Origin of the sequence: Bacillus alkalisoli (genome assembly GCF_002797415.1) — a bacterium.
Taxonomy (GTDB): Bacteria; Bacillota; Bacilli; order Bacillales; family Bacillaceae_I; genus Bacillus_CD; species Bacillus_CD alkalisoli.
In genome coordinates, this window is record NZ_KZ454944.1 from 1039409 (window position 1) to 1057726 (window position 18318).

Genomic DNA, 18318 nt, shown 5'->3' on the forward strand with positions numbered 1-18318 from the left:
TTAAGAAAGTGTTGAATATTTTGAATCTATATTAAAACATCACTCAATTAGTAATACTCTTTTCTTTCTCTGAACGAGTATGCTAACATTAATAATTGCCAAAAGGATAAAAAACGGGGGCATTGCCTTGATTTATTTAGATAATAGTGCAACAACAAAACCATATGATGAAGTTTTAGAAACCTATATAAAAGTAAGTAAAGATTATTTTGCCAATCCTTCATCTATTCATTCATTAGGTGGAAAAGTGGAAAAATTATTACAACAGTCTAGAAAGATGATAGCAAATCTCATAGGTGTACACGATAGTGAAATTATCTTTACATCGGGTGGGACGGAAGGTAATAACCTTGCAATAAAGGGGACGGCTTTAGCTAAGAAAAATGTCGGTAATCATATTATTACTACAACAATAGAGCATCCTTCTGTAAGTGAAGTATTTAATCAATTAGAACAAGTTGGTTTCCGTGTCAGTTATTTAGACGTTTCTTCAGATGGAAGAATCAACTTAACACAATTGAGTGAATTATTAACAGACAGCACCATTCTATTATCATTAATGTATGTGAATAATGAAGTTGGAATCGTTCAACCATTAGAAGAGGTTAGTAAAATTTTGTGTAAATATCCTAATGTCACTTTTCACGTGGATAACGTGCAAGGTATTAGTAAAGTATCTTTACCTCTAAAGGAATGTAAAATTGATTTATGTACGATGTCCGCTCATAAGTTTCATGGACTTAAAGGAAATGGAATTTTATATAGAAGGAAAGGGATTAAGCTCGCTCCCTTATTAGTGGGAGGAGAGCAAGAGTGGATGGTTCGATCTGGAACCGAAAATGTTGCTGGAATTGTGGCGATGACAAAAGCATTGAGAATGTCATTAGAACAAAATTTGCATTCCCTCCACCAATTAAGCACACAAGCAAAATTAGAATTACAAAAAGTGGATGGTGTCGTTATAAATACACCGGTAGAACATAGTGCGCCACATATTGTTAATTTTTCCGTGCCTGGTATTAAGTCAGAAGTGCTTGTCCACGCATTAGGAAAAAAAGATATTTACGTATCAACGACATCAGCTTGTTCATCAAAACGAAAAGCACCAAGCAAAACGCTAAAAGCGATGAACGTTAGTGATGAAGTTGCTAATAGTTCCATACGCATTAGTTTTTCATTTGAAACGACAAAAAATGAAATGAATATCTTCATAAGAGAATTAGATAAAAGCATTAAACAAATAAAAGAAGTAACGAGGTAATGAACATGATATATGACCATCTCTTAATAAGGTACGGTGAATTATCTACAAAAGGTAGAAATAGAAGTAAATTTATAAAAGCATTAAATGCAAACATCATGCAAAACTTGGTAGATTATCCAAACTTAAAGTTTGAGAAAAATCGAGATCGTATTTTCATTAAGTTGAACGGTGAACCTCATAAGCCAATTATAGAAAAATTATCTTTAATCTTTGGTTTACATTCATTCAGTTTAGCTGTTAAGTCACCTACAGTATTAGAAGACATTAAAGATAATGCATTATTGGCATTAAAAGATCAACCATACGAAGGCAAAACATTTAAAGTTACAGTAAAACGTGCTTATAAAGAATTTGAATTAGATACAAATGAATTGAACTACGCTATTGGGTCACATATTCTTAAGAATACAGAAAACCTTAACGTTGATGTTAAAAAGCCAGATATAAACGTGCGAGTGGAAGTTAGAAAAGAAGCAACATATATTACTTGTAAAGATTATAAAGGTCCTGGTGGGCTGCCAGTTGGCACTGGTGGAAAAGGAATGCTAATGCTCTCAGGCGGGATAGACAGTCCTGTAGCTGGCTATTTATCGATGAAAAGAGGAGTCGAGATACATGCCATTCACTTTTTTAGTCCTCCTTACACAAGTGAACGGGCAAAACAAAAAGTAGTTGATTTAGTAAAAAAATTAACGAACTTTGGACCAAAAATAAAGCTTCATATTGTTCCGTTTACGGATATTCAAGTAGCCATTCAGAAACAAGTTCCTGAAAACTACACAATGACTTCAACGAGAAGATTTATGCTACGTATTGCTGATGAAATTAGAAGGAAAGAACAAGGCCTTGCCATTATTACCGGGGAAAGCCTTGGACAAGTAGCAAGTCAAACGTTGGAAAGTATGGTTGCCATTAATGATGTTACTACAACCCCAATTTTAAGGCCATTGTTAACAATGGATAAAACAGAAATTATGGAGATAGCAACGAAAATTGATACATTAGAAATTTCTAATCGACCATTTGAAGATTGTTGTACCATCTTTACACCAACTTCTCCGAAAACAAAGCCGAAAACAGAGAAAGTCACCTATTATGAAAGCTTTTTCGATATAGAGGCAATGGTGGAAGAAGCAGTAACAAATACGGAAATAGTAACAATTTCTCCTAAAGATTTAACTAATGAAGAGGAATTTAACGAGTTATTCTAGTGCTCTATACAATGACATCACACTCGCTTTACTGTTTTTGTACAAAATGTGAACAATTTCCAAAAGGATTTTAGAATGAAGCCATGTGTTTTTACACACTCTATACTCACAAGGAGGTGAAAACACATGGCAAACAACAACAGCTCAAATCAATTATTAGTACCTGGAGTACAACAAGCTCTTGACCAAATGAAATACGAAATTGCTTCTGAATTTGGTGTTCAATTAGGCCCTGATGCTACAGCTCGCGCTAACGGTTCTGTTGGTGGTGAGATCACTAAGCGCTTAGTTCAAATGGCTGAGCAACAAATCGGTGGTTACCAAAAATAATTATATAAAATGGCTACAAGGTGGGGGAAACCCCACCTTCTTATACTTTTGACATATTAGAGGTGGGACATACGATGAAAGAACAAGATCAAATCCATAAGCAGCAACAAAAGCAAGGGCGTAAACGCCGTAATGAACCGAAACATGCGGAGAAGTCGAACGAACAAAAGGGCTGATGATTCAGCCCTTTTTTACTATCTAGATTACCGCTGTAGATTGAGCACAATACAATCCGACTTACATAAAAAGAATATAATATACTTCAATCATTCACAGCTACATAACCGCTTTTCTTTACTAGTTGTTGTCCTTCGTTTGATATGATCCAATTGATGAATGGTTGAATATTCGGGTTGGTGTTTTCTTCTATTGTAACTGCGTAAAATTCACTTATTATGGGGTAAGTATCGTTCTGGATGTTTTCTTTTGTTGGCTCAACTCCGTTAATGGATAGGTGCTTTATTTTACCGTTTTGAACCATCTCTTGAGAAAAGAAGCGGAATGAAAAACCAATTGCATTTGTTTTGTTTTTGTATTCTGCAGTCGATTCAATGATACCTCCCATTCCGGAAGCTACTTGTTCTTTAGGTGGTGTCATTAATCTTTTTGTACCCATTAATTTTATGAGTGCTTGCTGACTTCCGCTATCCTCAGGTCGTTGGAAAGCGTGAATCTCTTCGTTTTTACCTCCAACTTCACTCCAATTCGTAATTTCTCCAGCATAAATTTGTTGAATCTGTTCCACTGTTAAATTATCGACTGGATTATTTTTATGAACAAAAAATACGAATGCTTCTCTACCTATTGGAGTTTGTTTTAGCGTAACATTTTGTCTCTCAGCTTCTCTTACAACTTTATCAGGTGGTGGTGGAACAAATATAATGTCACGTGTACCTTTTAACAATTCACTCCATGCTCCACTTGTTTGAGTAGAAACAACGTCTCCCTTTTCGTTAGAATACTTTTTCTCCGGATAGACTGCTTGAACGAATGAAGCAAAAACGGGATACAGAGCTGTAGATCCATCTAATTTTGGCAAATTGTTTGTAAGTGATAAAGATGCAGGTTCATCTAATGTAGCAAGCTTATTATCCTCAGTGAACGGTTCATAAAGATATAAATCAACGTCTTGCGTACTCATTATCTTTAGACTATTAACGTACGAACTATGTCCAATGTTTACGAAAAAAGGATTGCTCCCGTAACGAATACACTAAAACAAATTTTTGGCAATCTCTTTTTAAATTGATTAAATATAAATAGGTTAGAAAAGGTAATTAGACCTAAGATAACAATCAATGTGAATATAACGTACATTGCTTTACTGGAAGAAAGTGCAATCATAATGGTTGCATAAAAAACGATGAATAACATAATAGCAGTTAAAATAATGGCTCCTAAAATTTTCACAACTAAAACCTCCATTCAAAGTGAATTTATTTACAATAATATTCCACAAAAAGAAGATATACCTTTCCGCTTGATAAAGAATGGTGTTTAAAAAAGAAGCATCACTAGTAAAGGAAACAAAGAAAAGGAGTGTAAGATAATGTGGAGAAACATAAGAAATAAAATATGAGATAGCACACCAAATCACAAACTAAATGGTATTCTATTTTTTATTGACATATTGATATTTATAGGAAATAATTGGTATGAAATAACAATGAAATATCAATTCTGATAATGTTGCAATCCCGACCATATAAAGCCAGACGTTGGTATGACTTTTGGCTATCGTACTACGGCTATGTCTAACTGGTCAATTACTGAAGAAATCTCAAGATTAGTTCGTATCAATCAGCAGATGAAGATGGTTGATATGCATGAGAAATTACTCAAGGAAGGTTATTCAATTAGCTACACGACAGTTAGGAACTTTGTTAATAAAGATATTTCTAAAACAAGTGAAGTATACATTTAAAAAAACTGTCTACCTGGACATGAAGTTGAGTTCGACTGGGGAGAGATAAAACAAGAAAATGAAAATAAAATAAAATAAAAAGCTATTCCTTAGACGCTTTCACGTTAGCACATAGTAACTATCGATTTGCAAGGTTATATCAATCCGAATCACAAGTATGAGTATTAGATGTTCACGCAAAGTTTATAGTTCATATAGAAAGGTTCCGCATACTTATGTAATTAGTCTCTCTGTACATATGAATAACCTACTACTGTTCTCATGTTGGCATAAGTTAATACAGAAGGGACAAAACCACTTGCCCATATAGTGAATTCTTTTCCACTCATTTCCTTTAATAAAATAACGTAATTGCTCCATCATTTCCTGAGTGAGGGCTTTATTACGCCCAACTCTCTTTTTGTAGGAAGAAGCTTTTAAAATCACTTCAGTAATCGGAAGATTACGTAAGTCTGTCTTTCTACTTAACTCAAATTCATTAATATATTTATCCGTTGTATTTCTTGCTTTTTTGGCTAGTGCAATGCTCCTCTTCCTTTTCCCCTCCAAATAAAGGTGAATTATATTCTTTTTATCTCGCAATTTGATCACTCCTCATTTTCCCTAATTGATACAACTAGGGTCTGTTTTCTATCAGAGTGGCTCGGGTTTCAATTGTCATTGTGGCTAAGATACCATAAACAGTTTTCATAAAGCCTCACTAATTGCAGTTTAAATTCGGCTATAAATGTCCGACGTTGACGTGGCTACAGCACACTCCTTAATATTAGTAGTCTTACTTTACATGCCCTTATTTTTTCTTTCCAACTTAGTGTAGCCTATTCATTTTCAGTTATCAGCAGGAAAAGCAGTTATAAGTTCAGAGGAGTATCATCCCTTATCCTTCTAGATAAGCTTATGTTAATCATTATTTATATTTTTATATGCTAACCCTTTCCTATCAGGTGCCATTGGGGGTTGTTCCAACCATTTGTTTTTTATCAGGAGATATGCTCCATTCTCAGAAATTTTCTGAACCTCAAGTATCAATCTGTTATACATAATAGCTATATCCATTCTAAGACTTTGAGCTATTGCTGTGCCATAATACCCAATACTTAAAGCCATCAATCCAGATGTATAGTACATCATAAGTTTATCTGAAAATGTATAGGATGTACTTTCTGTTAAATCTGAACCCCAAGACAATGGAAGAGGGAGATTGCTTTCCTCCAGTTTTTCTCCAAATAATTTAACATGTTTCTTTGCAATTTCTATTAGCTTTAGAAAGAATTGTGTTACATCCTTTGAATTTGAAACCTGACTAAATCCAGCTAGTGTGACTGTTCCTAAAGCATTTCTTTGAATATTAGTGTATAGATTAGATACTTCTAGTGCTATTAAAGGCCTTTTATCTCCAAAGAAATCCAAAATAAAACTTTGTTTCTCCACATATTCAAATTCTCCTATATTTGGAAAGAAAGGAGGTCTTGTATATAGACCTTTTGATAAAAGTAAATCCTTTGCCATCTTATATAATTGCATAGTCTCAGTAAGACATTCCATATAAAAGTCTGTAATATCAGCTCTTATAGCTACAGATAAACTAGCTGAATAAGCTGTAAGTCCAACTTTAGCCATATTATGTACAAAATTTAAAACATAGCTATCAGAAAAAAGCCTAGGTGCTGTTAAATCAACATCCTCCTCTACCTTAAATCCATGAGGTAATTTGTTCTTTTCCTCAGAAAGTATTGCAGTTGCTTTTTTCACATGAGTTTGAGATAGCTCCAAGGCATGAGCAATTACAGGCTTTATTTCTGCATCTTCAGCTTTTTCTAAAAAGTAAGTTAGCATACAAATACTTGCACTATCATTCACGTACTGAGTCCAAAGCTGAGCTATTTCTGTGGCTGTTAGCCTTATCTGTTTTCCCTGTCCCATTAAAAATGACCTCCATAAAAAATATACTTTTATTAAATTTCTCCAAAGTTTCTTATTATATGTATAGGGCTTTCAAACAGAAAAAGAGTAGATGCCTCAGCACCTACCCAATAAACATTCCACTTTACTTAATAGACTAATTCTAAAGAGATTTTTAATTAAAAAGGGAAATAATCAATAAGCTCTATCCTCTAATAATAGGTCTAGCTGTTCATCATTAATTGCCATCCATAAACCTCCAAAAAATTTTAATTTGTAAACCGCTCATCTTCTGTATATACCTTTATTTTTGTGAACTTGATGTTTCTCCCAAATCAGATGATAACCATATTATTAACAGAGAAAACCTTGATGTAAATGCATTCCAGTTTACTGCAATTCTTTTAAGCTGTAATAATTATTGAGACAAAGCACCCTTTTGTTTATTAGGCATTAAGTTTCATTTTTAAATTACTAATATACAATTGTTATAAAATTTGTTTATTTTTGTAAATTATATTTGGTGTGTAATTTCGGCTGTTATTTACCCTGATTTATTAGACGCTTTTATACTTTTTCTCCACGTTTTCGGAACTACTTAATAATTTCTTGCACTCGCTTTTTTTCCAATACAAGTAATGTAGTTTCATTTGAAATTATGATAATCTTTATTTAAGAATAATTGTGTTTTTATACCAATGTGCAGATTTTAAAACCTTGAGTGAATTGTCGCGGAAGCCACTTGACTCCTGCGGGAAGAAGAGCGAAGCGTGAGACCCCACAGATGGGACGCCGAGGAGGCTCACGTCACTCGTCGAAATGCGGACGTCGCTCGTTCTGCCTCATCAAAACTGGACCGCTACGGAGGGAGATAAAGGAAACACGATTTACGACATAAGGAGCAAAGCATGTTGACTTATCGACCGGAGGAGAGGTAAGTTTTGAATGGAGCAAGCGCCTGGAACAGACACCCCGCGGAAAGCAAGTGGCTGCAGTGGAAAGGAAAGGGCAAGATTTTAAACAAAGAACTTGTTGTATTAACGAGATTAAAGGAGCATGAAACACATGGGAGAACTATGGTATGGCGGTACAATTTATACAATGCAAAAGGAAAACGAAAAAGTAGAAGCATTATATATAGAAAACGGTGTAATTGTAGCACTTGGAAGTAAAAGTGAACTAGAAGATAAGTACAGTAGCAATATCGAAAAGCGAATGGACATAAAAGATTCTATTCTTTACCCGGGGTTTGTTGATAGCCACATGCACTTAATCGGTCACGGTGAAAAACTACTGCGCTTAGATTTATCTAACTTCACATCGCCTTTTGAAATGAAAGAAGCGCTTGAGAAAAAAGTTAACGAAACAAAAGAAGGCGAATGGGTGTTTGGAGAAGGTTGGAATGAAAATAATTTTCCAGATAGAAAGATCTTTCATGTAAATGAGTTAGACGAAATAGCCCCAAACAATCCAATGATCTTATCAAGAGTTTGCAGGCATGCAGTATTAGTGAACTCGTATGCATTAAAACTAGCTGGAATAACGAAAGAGACAGAAAATTCTGTAGGAGGAGTTATTGTAAAAGATAATGATGGTGAACCTACTGGTTATCTTTTAGATGCAGCTGCAGACTTAGTAAAAAACATTATACCGAGAGCTACGGAAGAGTACTTATACTCGGCTTTAAAAACTTCCATTAAAGATTGCTTATCTCTCGGATTAACTGGAAGTCATAGTGAAGATTTAAGTTATTATGGAAGTTTTACGAAAACATACGATGCGTTTAAAAAAGTAATTGAACAAGATGGATTAAACTATAGAGCTCATTTGCTTGTTCACCACGAAGTTGTAGACGATATGCAAGGTGAAGGACATAGATACAAGGAAAGTACTGCTTTTATAGAATTCGGTGCAATGAAAATCTTTGCTGATGGAGCATTAGGTGGAAGAACAGCGCTTTTAAGTCAACCTTATAACGATGCCCCTGAAACATCTGGTGTAGAAATGCATTCAAAAGAGAATTTGTTTGCCTTAGTTAAAAAGGCAAGAGAGTACAATATGCCAGTTGCGGTTCATACGATTGGAGACTTAGCTTTTGAATATGTATTGGATGCAATTGAATTGTATCCATGTCCAGCTGGTGAAAAGGATCGACTTATTCATGCGCAAATTTTACGAAGAGAATTAATTGATCGTGCAAAGAAGTTACCAATCATTTTAGATATTCAGCCTAGATTTGTTGCTACAGATTTCCCATGGGTAATTGAGCGACTTGGCGAAGAAAGAATGAACTATTGTTATGCATGGAAAACATTAATAGACGAAGGGTTTATTTGTGCTGGTGGCTCAGATGCACCGATTGAACCGGTAGATCCTTTGTTAGGTATCCATGCAGCTGTTACACGTACGGTTCCTGGAGATCTTAATAAAACAGTATACAATGAACAAGAAAGATTATCTGTTTTTGAAGCCATTCAACTATTTACTTTAGGATCAGCTCAAGCCATTGGAGCAGAAAACAAGCAAGGCTTATTAAAAGAAGGGTACTATGCAGACTTTACAATACTTAATAAAGACCTATTTCAAATTCAACATGATGAAATGTTGGACACAGAAGTAGAAATGACTGTTGTAAATGGTGAAATAATGTATCAAAAGTAGTGTGCAGGTTCTAATCTGTTTTTTCCTCTTATATTAATAAAACAACTAGTTTTTATAGGAGGACAAAATTATGAAAATACGACATATTGTTATTTTCGTAGTAATGTTGATTTTTTTATCTGGATGTTTACCTGGAGATGGAACTTCTTCATCTCATTCACCTGCTGGATTTTGGCTTGGTTTCTGGCATGGATTTATCATTGTCATTTCCTTTATTATCTCTCTTTTTTCAGATACTGTTGTTATTTACGAAACGAATAATAATGGCGGTTGGTATAATCTTGGCTTTATTTTTGGCATAGGGATTTCGTTAAATATACCATCGTCTTCTCGGAAGGAGTAGTAAACCGTTTGTAGAATAATCTACAGACGGTTTTTTATTTTTATGCGGTAAAAGACCGCTGTTGATTTCCGTGCAAGGCTTCGCTTTCCGCGGGCGGTAAAAAGGAAGGTTATTTTCACTGTCGTGAAAAAACCTACTCCTCGACGCATTCGCGTCTGTGGGGTCTCCCGTCTCCCGCTTCTCCCGCAGGAGTCTCCGCCTTGCACGGAAATAAACAGCTAGTTGGTATTAAATACTAAACATCATTCTTTAACACCAAGCCTATTATTTATTATTTTTTTCAAAAAGTGTAGGGCTTTTTCTATTTCATCTCGTCTATATAGTAGATTAAAAGAAAGGGGGAGAGCGTAATAGAGGAGAAATTGATTCGCGAAGCAAAGCTTGGAAGCGAGAAAGCATTCCGGCTTTTAGTAGAAAAATATAAAAAATATTTATTCAAGATCGTTTTTTCCGTGCTAAGAAATGAAAAAGATGCAGAAGATGCAACACAAGAAGCGTTTATCAAAATCTATTACGCGCTTCCCAATTATGAAAATCAAGGTTTTAAAACATGGATTACCCGAATCGCCATGAACCATTCGATAGACACGAAAAGAAAACAACAACGTCAAAAAGAACAAGTAACAGAGACGGAACATTTAACTAATTTATACGGCGAGTCAGATAATACAGTACCACCGTTAATAAGGAAGCAAGAAAAAGAATTCCTACAAAAACGAATAGATGACATGCCAGCAAATTATCGAGAAGTAATCTTAGCTTACTACATAACCGAAAAAAGTTATCAAGAAATAGCAGCCGAACAACAAGTAGAAGTGAAAACGGTAGAAACAAAACTTTACCGTGCAAGAAAATGGATGAGAGCTCACTGGAAGGAGGAGGACTTTTATTGAAACACTTAACTCTTGAAGACTTGCAAAATTATGTTGAAGATTACCTATCAGAAGAAAAAAGAGAAGAAGTAGAAGGACACCTTTTTTCATGTGACGACTGTTTAGCGGTTTATATGACATTAGTAAATGAAGAAACTCTCCCAGAGTTAGAAAATAGTAACTTTACCGATGAAGTGATGTCGCAAATACCAATGAGTCAATCAAAACAGAGAAAAAGGACTAATCCGGCATTTTTACATTATGTTATTGCTGCATCCATCACATTCATCTTAATGACATCAGGTGTATTCCAAAGCATGCTTGGTATTTCAAGTGTAATGGAAACCTCCTCAGTTAACACACATGAAGCTACTGTTTCACAAAATATTATGGATAGAGCATTAACTTTACTAGAAAAAGTTGAAAGAACACAAAAGGAGGAGAAGAAATGAATAACAAAAGTAGTGTAAAGGCGTTTTTTCTATCGTTTATTCCTGGCCTCGGTCACTTTTATGTGAATAAAAAATTAATGGGCTTTTTATACTTTTCAGCGGTTATCTTCGTTGGCATATTTGCATTAGCTCTAACGGCTATGTATCCATGGGAAGGTGCACTTTTTATAGCCTTTGGATTGGTAGGGATTTTTGTCATTTGGCTTGTGAATATGTTTGATATGATTTTGTTTTTATTAAAAAATCAACCGATGCAAGCAACCGAATCAGATTCACCAACTTCCCAAGACAAAGACGCTAGGTTTCAAACTATCTTACTTTCATTCGTTCCAGGCTTAGGTCACTTTCACCTCGGCTTAATGAACAGAGGATTAACGTTTTTGATTGGATTCATTGGACTGGGTATCATGATTATTTTTATAACTGCTATTACGAATCAAGGTGTTTTCATCGTGTTTTTAGGAGTTTTACCTGCCATTTGGATCTATAACATGTTTGACACTTTTCAACAGTTAGCGAAAAAAGAAAGAGGAGAACCATTAATAGATAGAACCGTTTTAGAAGATTTTGAAGATACGAGACAACTTGGTAAAAAGAGTAAGACGATTGCAACGATTCTATCCATGTTCCCTGGTGCTGGCCACATGTACTTAGGGTTGCAAAAACGAGGACTGCAACTCATGGCGGCGTTCTTATTTGCAATTTATATACTAGATACATTAAGACTTTCTATTTTCTTATTCTTAATACCACTCATTTGGTTTTATAGCTTCTTTGATGCATTGCAAAAAGCTTCTAAAAGTAGCGATGAAGATCTAGAAGATATACCAATTGTGTCTTATTTTATCTCCCACCAAAAGTGGCTAGGAATCGGGCTTATCATGCTAGGAGCATACTATATGTTTGTCAATATATTCTTGCCTGCCATCGGTCCATTGGTAGAAAATCATTTCGGTCTTAATGTATATAACTTGTACTATAACTACTTCCAAATGATTGTCGTTTGCACACTATTAATTGGTGGCGGCTTGAAGCTACTTGTTGGAAGTAAAGTGAAAAAGGAGAGTGTGTAAGGTGAGGAATTGGAGAGTTGGAACAGTTTCCATGGGGATTTCTTTAATTGTACTAGGTGTCATGCTTGCACTCTCTCAATTTAAAAGTTGGACGGCTGTTGAACCTATTCTAATTTGGTGGCCTGCAATATTAGTAGTGTTAGGGATAGAAATCATTCTTTATCTTTTCTCTAGTAAACAAGAAAATCCGAAAGTGAAATATGATTTTTTAAGCATTGGATTTGTTGGAATTTTAGGAACGGTAGGAATCATTTTAACGGTGTTTATGTCTACAGGTCTTTTAGGAGAAATTCGTACTTTAGTCGCTTCGGAAGAAAGAACATTTGATTTACCGGATTTACAAATTGCCATTGGTTCATCGATAGATTCTGTCATAATTGAAACAGGAAACCAACACTTAAACATCGAAGGAACCAATGGAAAAGAAATACAAGGATTCGGAACATATCGTACTTCTTATAATGATGGGGATAAAGAGCTATTAACGAATTCAGAAGATTTTTGGAAAGAGAAAAAAGTAGGGAATACGTTGTATATATATTTAAAAGAACCGACTAGAAAAATTGGTGTATTAAGTACCTATACGTCTGTTTCTCCTACTATCGTTATTCCAGAAAATATAAAGTTAGAGGTTAGAGGGAACTCTAACAATATAAATCTACACGTAAATTCATTACAAAATGATTGGACTGTAGATCGTGCAGGGTATGTAGATATTTCATTAAATGCTGCATCCGATATTCAGCTCCAGACGGTATCAAGAAACGAACCTAGTGATTCAGGGATTGAATGGGATGAATTAAAAGGTTCAAACGATGGCGATGAATGGTCTGATTGGTACAGTGGAGTACTTAAATTAGGAGAAGGGCTACATTCATTAAATATTACGAATACTGATTTTGTTTTTGTAAAGGTAAAATAGAGAACAAAAAAACGAGGCGACCCAAGCGGTTCCTCGTTTTTATTGCCATTTTACAAGAAAGTTCTCTTCACTTTTTCCCAGAAAGAGTTGTCTTTTAATTTAACTGTTTTTATTTTCTCTTCACTTAAATTAAACTCTAATTTTTCCACATGACGTACACTTAACGCTTCATTGTCAAATGCAATCGTTGGATAATCATTTCCGTCTTGGACTACTCTTAAGACAAGCTTACGATTACCTGATAAAACAAACGGAGAGCCAAGTGTTCTATATGTGTTATTATTCAATGAAGCTAATTCACTCACTTGAAAACAAGGTAACATTGGATCTACCACAGCACCATTAACAGATTTATTATAAGCAGTACTACCAGTTGGTGTAGAAACAATCATCCCATCACCACGGAATGTTTCAAAATGGATGTCATCTACTATAACGTCTATAACAAATGCTTTTACAATTCCTGAGCGGATTACACACTCGTTTAAACATTTGAATGTTGCAGTGTCATCCATTGTTACTTCAATCGTCGGGTACCTTCTAACCTCAATTTGCTCAGTTGTCATTGCTTCAATCATTTTTTCTGTGTCATTAATATGGAAGTCACAATAAAAACTAGTAGCTTCACCAGTTGCAATACCTGCATATAAACAATCAGCACTAAAGCCGGTTTTTTGAACAGCCTGTAAAAATGCACCATCGCCACCAATTGCCACTATAATATTTGCTTCTTTATGGTCATTTACAACGTTAAAGTTATATTGTTCTGCTAACATTTGGAGTTGTTGAACTTTTTCCACTAATTCTTTTTCTCTTTTATAGAAAAAATACATATTTCGACGGTCCATTTTCCTGCCTCCTAATTTGAAATTACACTTCATTACCATTTTGCTTTATTTTTTAGTACAATTCTATAATGTGAATAGTTTACCATTTTCATGAAACTTTTTGTAATGATATGTCGTACATATTAAGTAGATAATCTGCAATGACCAACTAAAGTTGAAATTCACTGTAGGTGCGAGACTCCTGCGGGAAAAGTGTGTCAAGGGAGACCCCGCAGGCGTGTAAGGCCGAGGAGGCTCCCGAGACCACCCGCGGAAAACGAGTACCTACAGTGAATTTCAACGTTTTGTACCCTATGATAACTTTGCAGATAGACTTTTGAGGAGGTAATTTAAAAATGAGCGGGAAACGCTGGCTAGCTTTAGGAATAGCAACATTATTATTTTTTGTTTCCATCATGACGAGTGTGAGTACTAGAAATTCTACAAAAGAAGGTGGGGGCTTTTTCTCTAGTGACCTTTTTCCGATGGAGGAAACTGCATTTGTTGAAAAAGTAATAGAGAAAGGAAATCAAAACAGAAAAGTTATCGTATTAGAATTAGATGGTGTTATTCAAGATGTCGGGGCGGCAAATTTATGGTCGACTGGCTACAACCATCGTCAATTTTTAAAAATGTTAGACCAAGCGAAAGAAGACGATAAGATTAAAGGGATTATCCTACGTGTTAATACGCCTGGTGGTGGAGTGTATGAAAGTGCCGAAATCCATAGAAAGATTGTGGAGATTCAAGAGGAAACGGAAAAACCAGTATACATATCAATGGGGTCTATGGCTGCGTCTGGTGGCTATTACATTTCCGCACCTGCTGATAAAATCTTCGCAACCGAAGAAACAATCACCGGTTCTTTAGGTGTAATCATGCAAGGAATTAACTTTGGTGAACTAGCTGAAAATTACGGTGTGAAATTTGAGACAATTAAGAGCGGCCAATATAAAGATATAATGTCGCAAACGAGAGAGATGACAGAACCCGAACGTGATATATTACAAACGATGGTTGATAACATGTATAACCGTTTTGTTGATGTTATTGCAACTGGAAGAGGCATGAGTGAAGCAGAAGTAAGAAGTATCGCTGATGGACGTATTTATGATGGTGGACAAGCAAAACAAAATAATTTAATTGATGAGATTGGCTACTTAGACGATGTCATTGCAGCTATAAAATCCGATAATAACCTCGGCAATGTTCAAGTTGTTCAATATCAAGAAAACGTAGGTTTAGGCTCCTTATTCCGAATGCAAGCAAATAGTTTCCTTACTCCAAATCCTGAGATGCAGTTGTTAACTAAACTATTTACGCAACCAAACTCTCCAAGATTAATGTATTTGTATGCGGAATAGGAGGAAAGACATATGAGAGAAGAGGGAAAAGTAAAAACGCATTTTGAAGATTATGTACAGGAAGATGGGCAGGCGCTAGATTCAAACAAAAAAATAGATCACTATCATTTTGCAGGGTTTTGGATGAGGTTTTGGGCATATTTGTTGGATCTTATTGTAATAGGAAGTATTGGGCGCATTATCATCCACCCAATTTTCCAAGCAGTTGGATTAACGACTAATGACAGCTTCTTATTTTCTCCGTCGTCTATAGCAACCGCCATCGTTTGGTACGGTTACTTTATTGTTATGACAAAAATTTATAGTCAAACATTGGGAAAAATGGTATTTGGTTTAAAAGTTGTGCCGTTGAAAGATGACATATTAACATGGAGCACGGTTTTGTTTCGAGAAGGAATCGGGCGATTTATCCTAACTTTTCAATGGTTTACAACCATCCTATATGTAGTCGTTGCATTTACTACAAAAAAACAAGGAATTCACGATTTCATAGCGGACACATCAGTAGTTCATGAACCCAAATAATATATCAATAAACGTATTGCAACCAGCAATACGTTTATTTTTTTTTGTCACGGATATAATGGATAAAAGGAAGGGAAGTGTGCATATGTGGTGGATAATTATTGGGCTATTCTTCCTTTTAATTTTTATTATTATTCTATTAACGAAAATCACTGTGCAAATAAACTTTCACCATGAACAAGACAATGACCAATTGACAGTACAGTTAAGAGCTTGGTTCGGATTAATACGATATACAATTGATGTTCCGCTCGTAAAAGTTAACAAAAATACCGGTTCAGTTGTAGTGAAAGAAAAAACAAAAATGAGTGGTTCTTCTAATAATAAAGAAAAAGATAAGGATTATAGTCCGAAAGATATTTTTTACAGTATTCGTGATACTTACGAATTAGTTCGACATGTCGTTGGAATGCATGAAATAGCACGTAGATTTTTATCAAGAGTAGAAATAAAGCAATTTGAGTGGCATAGCAACTTAGGGGTTGGAGATGCTGCGTATACTGGAGTGCTAACAGGATTTGCGTGGTCTGTTAAAGGTGGAATAATAGGTTTTATGAGTCAGTATACGAGATTACAAGCGCAACCTTTCATATCTGTTACTCCATATTTTCAACAAAAGGCGTCCCAAACGCTTTTTAAATGTATGATTCGCTTTCAAATTGGAAATGCTATGTTAGCAGGGATAAGAACCGTTAAATATTGGAAGGGTGGACGGCCAAAATTTAAAACCCAACCTTTAGCAATGTTTTCTAAAGATAGTGAAAATGAATCAATGTAAGGAGGATTAACAGCATGTCAGAGCATCCTATTAAAAGTCTTATGACAACGGCAATGGAAAACTTAAAAGATATGATTGATGTAAACACTATTATTGGTGACCCGGTAGAAACCCCAGATGGTAGTGTTATTCTTACTGTTTCTAAGGTTGGATTTGGTTTTGCAGCTGGGGGAAGTGAATTTCAAGGCTCTCAAGCTTCCGGATCAGAACGACACGAGCACAACCAACATAGTGGTGGAAAGCAAATGCCGTTCGGTGGTGGTAGTGGTGGAGGAGTTTCTATTACTCCGATTGCGTTTTTAGTAGTAAACTCTCATGGTGTGAAAATGTTACATTTGGATGAAAACACGCACATTATAGAAAAGTTACTAGACCTAGCACCGCAAGCAGTTGAAAAAGTACAACAAATGATGAACAACAAAAAGCATGATACGTCACAAAGCGCATTTAACAATCAACCATTTAACCAAAATTATAATAAACCAAAGCAAGATTTAGATATTTAAACAAATCTAAGAAGCTAACTGATATTTGGTTAGCTTCTTTATTTATATATGCTACCCTGAAAATAAATAGAAACGGTACTAATTGTTGATGATAGCACGAGGCACCCGCTTTCCGCGGGTGGTAAAAAGGATGGTTATTTTCACTATCGTGAAAAAACCTACTCCTCAGCGCTTTTGCGCCTGCGGGGTCTCCCTTGACACACTTCTCCCGCAGGAGTCTCGCACCTCGTGCTATCATCAACTTGTTTGGAATATAAATTCAGAATGCATCACAACTTTTCATGTCCCCTGGTGCGAATTTCATTAGCATGGGGGTCTACCCTGAAAATAAATATATAAGCTACTAACTGTTGATGATAGCACGAGGTGCTCGCTTTCCGCGGGTGGACTTGCGTGCCTCGGCATATATGTAATATGTAATAACTATTAGATTTACATTCTTAATGGTTAATTATTTTCATTAATCAAATCACATTCATTGCAAAACGGATTAGAGAAAGCTATTATAAACAATGTACATACCTTATTTAATTAGGAGGAACTTTTCATGGCAAATGTAACATTCAAAGGGAAAGAAGTTACTTTACTCGGTACAGAAGTAAAAGTGGGAGACCAAGCACCTAACTTTTCAGTTTTAGCAAATGACTTATCGGAAGTTACTTTAGATAGCTCTAAAGGTTACAAACGTATCATTAGCGTAGTACCTTCAATTGACACTGGTGTTTGTGATGCACAAACTCGTCGTTTCAACGAAGAAGCTTCTAAATTAGATAACGTAAAAATCTTAACAGTAAGCGTAGACTTACCATTCGCTCAAAAGCGTTGGTGTGCGGCTAACGGTATCGAAAATGTAGAAACATTATCTGATCACCGTGAAGTATCTTTAGGAGAAGCTTATGGCGTATTAATTAAAGAATTACGTTTACTAGCTCGTTCTGTATTTGTTGTAGATTCTAACGACAAAGTTACGTATGTTGAGTACGTAAGTGAAGTTACAGACCACCCTAACTACGAAGCTGCAATTGAAGCTGTCAAAGCTGCTAACTAATACTTAATCTTTTAAAGCAACTAGATAAACGCAAAAGAGGGTGACTCCTAACGAAGGGTCATCCTCTCTTTGTTCCTTTCCCCATGAAAAGCTTCCACTTACATTATTTAAATAAAAGGCTGTGTTAAAGCTTAGTGTTGATTATTAACTTTCTAGCTGTTGATTTCCGCGCATATCGGAGACTCCTGCGGGAGAAGCGGGGAGCGGGAGACCCCGCAGTCGCGAATGCGATGAGGAGGCTCCCGGTCCGCCCGCGGAAAGCGAAGATATGCGCGGAAATCAACAGCGGTCTTTAACAGAGCAATAAATAAAAAGG

The 18318-nt window shown here is 35.6% G+C and carries 19 protein-coding genes and 1 pseudogene; 15 read left to right on the forward strand and 5 right to left on the reverse strand.

The window, feature by feature from the left end; genetic code table 11:
* The first annotated feature begins 127 nt into the window (after positions 1 to 127).
* From CDZ89_RS04945 to CDZ89_RS04955, 3 genes are all read left to right on the forward strand, one after another.
* On the forward strand, positions 128 to 1261 hold the full coding sequence (locus CDZ89_RS04945) for a cysteine desulfurase family protein (RefSeq protein ID WP_096152945.1): 1134 nt from the start codon (positions 128 to 130) through the stop codon (positions 1259 to 1261).
* 5 nt (positions 1262 to 1266) lie between these two features.
* A complete protein-coding gene (gene thiI / locus CDZ89_RS04950) occupies positions 1267 to 2475 on the forward strand; it encodes a tRNA uracil 4-sulfurtransferase ThiI (RefSeq protein WP_096152946.1) in 1209 nt (402 codons plus the stop codon).
* Positions 2476 to 2601: 126 nt separating this feature from the next.
* A complete protein-coding gene (locus tag CDZ89_RS04955; protein ID WP_096152948.1) occupies positions 2602 to 2805 on the forward strand; it encodes an alpha/beta-type small acid-soluble spore protein in 204 nt (67 codons plus the stop codon).
* Positions 2806 to 3067: 262 nt separating this feature from the next.
* Here CDZ89_RS04955 and CDZ89_RS04960 read toward each other — a convergent pair whose 3' ends face one another.
* Both CDZ89_RS04960 and CDZ89_RS04965 read right to left on the reverse strand, forming a co-directional pair.
* Positions 3068 to 3946, reverse strand: a complete 879-nt coding sequence (locus CDZ89_RS04960; RefSeq protein ID WP_096152949.1) for a PstS family phosphate ABC transporter substrate-binding protein — start codon at positions 3944 to 3946, stop codon at positions 3068 to 3070.
* A 38-nt stretch (positions 3947 to 3984) separates the two neighbouring features.
* Positions 3985 to 4215 carry a hypothetical protein gene (locus tag CDZ89_RS04965; protein ID WP_100333336.1) on the reverse strand — a complete coding sequence of 77 codons (231 nt, stop codon included), beginning with the start codon at positions 4213 to 4215 and terminating at the stop codon, positions 3985 to 3987.
* Positions 4216 to 4606: 391 nt separating this feature from the next.
* On the opposite strand from CDZ89_RS04965, the pseudogene CDZ89_RS20600 reads away from it, so the two are divergent.
* Positions 4607 to 4887: pseudogene (locus tag CDZ89_RS20600) on the forward strand (IS21 family transposase); the annotation flags it as partial.
* Between the two features lie 55 nt (positions 4888 to 4942).
* On the opposite strand, the gene CDZ89_RS04970 reads toward CDZ89_RS20600, so the two are convergent.
* A complete protein-coding gene (locus tag CDZ89_RS04970; protein ID WP_096152952.1) occupies positions 4943 to 5311 on the reverse strand; it encodes a hypothetical protein in 369 nt (122 codons plus the stop codon).
* Between the two features lie 318 nt (positions 5312 to 5629).
* Positions 5630 to 6652, reverse strand: coding sequence for a DUF3231 family protein (locus CDZ89_RS04975; RefSeq protein WP_096152954.1), 1023 nt, complete (start codon positions 6650 to 6652; stop codon positions 5630 to 5632).
* Positions 6653 to 7696: 1044 nt separating this feature from the next.
* Here CDZ89_RS04975 and CDZ89_RS04980 point away from each other — a divergent pair.
* The 6 genes from CDZ89_RS04980 (at position 7697) to CDZ89_RS05010 (ending at position 12954) form a co-directional block, all read left to right on the forward strand.
* Positions 7697 to 9292 (forward strand): amidohydrolase, encoded by a 1596-nt coding sequence (locus tag CDZ89_RS04980; protein ID WP_096152955.1) that lies wholly within the window; start codon positions 7697 to 7699, stop codon positions 9290 to 9292.
* A gap of 70 nt (positions 9293 to 9362) precedes the next feature.
* Positions 9363 to 9635, forward strand: coding sequence for a hypothetical protein (locus CDZ89_RS04985; RefSeq protein ID WP_096152957.1), 273 nt, complete (start codon positions 9363 to 9365; stop codon positions 9633 to 9635).
* 362 nt (positions 9636 to 9997) lie between these two features.
* Complete coding sequence (locus CDZ89_RS04995) at positions 9998 to 10528, forward strand: sigma-70 family RNA polymerase sigma factor (protein ID WP_227521439.1); 531 nt, start codon at positions 9998 to 10000, stop codon at positions 10526 to 10528.
* Positions 10525 to 10959, forward strand: a complete 435-nt coding sequence (locus CDZ89_RS05000; RefSeq protein WP_096152960.1) for an anti-sigma factor family protein — start codon at positions 10525 to 10527, stop codon at positions 10957 to 10959. The genes CDZ89_RS04995 and CDZ89_RS05000 overlap by 4 nt, the downstream gene beginning before the upstream one ends.
* Positions 10956 to 12032: a hypothetical protein gene (locus CDZ89_RS05005; RefSeq protein ID WP_100333338.1), complete on the forward strand. Its 1077-nt coding sequence runs from the start codon at positions 10956 to 10958 to the stop codon at positions 12030 to 12032. Before CDZ89_RS05000 ends, CDZ89_RS05005 begins: the two co-directional genes overlap by 4 nt.
* 1 nt (position 12033) lies before the next feature.
* Positions 12034 to 12954, forward strand: coding sequence for a hypothetical protein (locus CDZ89_RS05010; protein WP_096152963.1), 921 nt, complete (start codon positions 12034 to 12036; stop codon positions 12952 to 12954).
* 50 nt (positions 12955 to 13004) lie between these two features.
* Here CDZ89_RS05010 and CDZ89_RS05015 read toward each other — a convergent pair whose 3' ends face one another.
* Positions 13005 to 13802 (reverse strand): NAD kinase, encoded by a 798-nt coding sequence (locus CDZ89_RS05015; RefSeq protein WP_227521440.1) that lies wholly within the window; start codon positions 13800 to 13802, stop codon positions 13005 to 13007.
* 335 nt (positions 13803 to 14137) lie between these two features.
* On the opposite strand from CDZ89_RS05015, the gene sppA reads away from it, so the two are divergent.
* The 5 genes from sppA (at position 14138) to tpx (ending at position 18002) form a co-directional block, all read left to right on the forward strand.
* On the forward strand, positions 14138 to 15145 hold the full coding sequence (sppA, locus tag CDZ89_RS05020) for a signal peptide peptidase SppA (RefSeq protein WP_096152964.1): 1008 nt from the start codon (positions 14138 to 14140) through the stop codon (positions 15143 to 15145).
* Between the two features lie 12 nt (positions 15146 to 15157).
* Entirely contained in the window at positions 15158 to 15670 is a 513-nt protein-coding gene (locus tag CDZ89_RS05025) for an RDD family protein (RefSeq protein ID WP_096152966.1), read from the forward strand.
* Positions 15671 to 15755: 85 nt separating this feature from the next.
* Positions 15756 to 16448 carry a DUF2953 domain-containing protein gene (locus CDZ89_RS05030; protein ID WP_096156867.1) on the forward strand — a complete coding sequence of 231 codons (693 nt, stop codon included), beginning with the start codon at positions 15756 to 15758 and terminating at the stop codon, positions 16446 to 16448.
* A 14-nt stretch (positions 16449 to 16462) separates the two neighbouring features.
* Positions 16463 to 16954: a GerW family sporulation protein gene (gene ytfJ / locus CDZ89_RS05035; protein WP_096152967.1), complete on the forward strand. Its 492-nt coding sequence runs from the start codon at positions 16463 to 16465 to the stop codon at positions 16952 to 16954.
* Between the two features lie 547 nt (positions 16955 to 17501).
* Entirely contained in the window at positions 17502 to 18002 is a 501-nt protein-coding gene (tpx, locus tag CDZ89_RS05040; RefSeq protein ID WP_096152968.1) for a thiol peroxidase, read from the forward strand.
* Positions 18003 to 18318 lie beyond the last annotated feature (316 nt).

Coding starts and splice junctions, on each gene's coding strand:
- sppA (WP_096152964.1), top strand. CDS start 14,138: ATGAGCGGGAAACGCTGGCTAGCTTTAGGAATAGCAACATTATTATTT.
- ytfJ (WP_096152967.1), top strand. CDS start 16,463: ATGTCAGAGCATCCTATTAAAAGTCTTATGACAACGGCAATGGAAAAC.
- CDZ89_RS04980 (WP_096152955.1), top strand. CDS start 7,697: ATGGGAGAACTATGGTATGGCGGTACAATTTATACAATGCAAAAGGAA.
- CDZ89_RS04955 (WP_096152948.1), top strand. CDS start 2,602: ATGGCAAACAACAACAGCTCAAATCAATTATTAGTACCTGGAGTACAA.
- CDZ89_RS05025 (WP_096152966.1), top strand. CDS start 15,158: ATGAGAGAAGAGGGAAAAGTAAAAACGCATTTTGAAGATTATGTACAG.
- thiI (WP_096152946.1), top strand. CDS start 1,267: ATGATATATGACCATCTCTTAATAAGGTACGGTGAATTATCTACAAAA.
- CDZ89_RS05015 (WP_227521440.1), bottom strand. CDS start 13,802: ATGGACCGTCGAAATATGTATTTTTTCTATAAAAGAGAAAAAGAATTA.
- CDZ89_RS04975 (WP_096152954.1), bottom strand. CDS start 6,652: ATGGGACAGGGAAAACAGATAAGGCTAACAGCCACAGAAATAGCTCAG.
- CDZ89_RS04960 (WP_096152949.1), bottom strand. CDS start 3,946: ATGAGTACGCAAGACGTTGATTTATATCTTTATGAACCGTTCACTGAG.
- CDZ89_RS05030 (WP_096156867.1), top strand. CDS start 15,756: ATGTGGTGGATAATTATTGGGCTATTCTTCCTTTTAATTTTTATTATT.
- CDZ89_RS04985 (WP_096152957.1), top strand. CDS start 9,363: ATGAAAATACGACATATTGTTATTTTCGTAGTAATGTTGATTTTTTTA.
- CDZ89_RS05005 (WP_100333338.1), top strand. CDS start 10,956: ATGAATAACAAAAGTAGTGTAAAGGCGTTTTTTCTATCGTTTATTCCT.
- tpx (WP_096152968.1), top strand. CDS start 17,502: ATGGCAAATGTAACATTCAAAGGGAAAGAAGTTACTTTACTCGGTACA.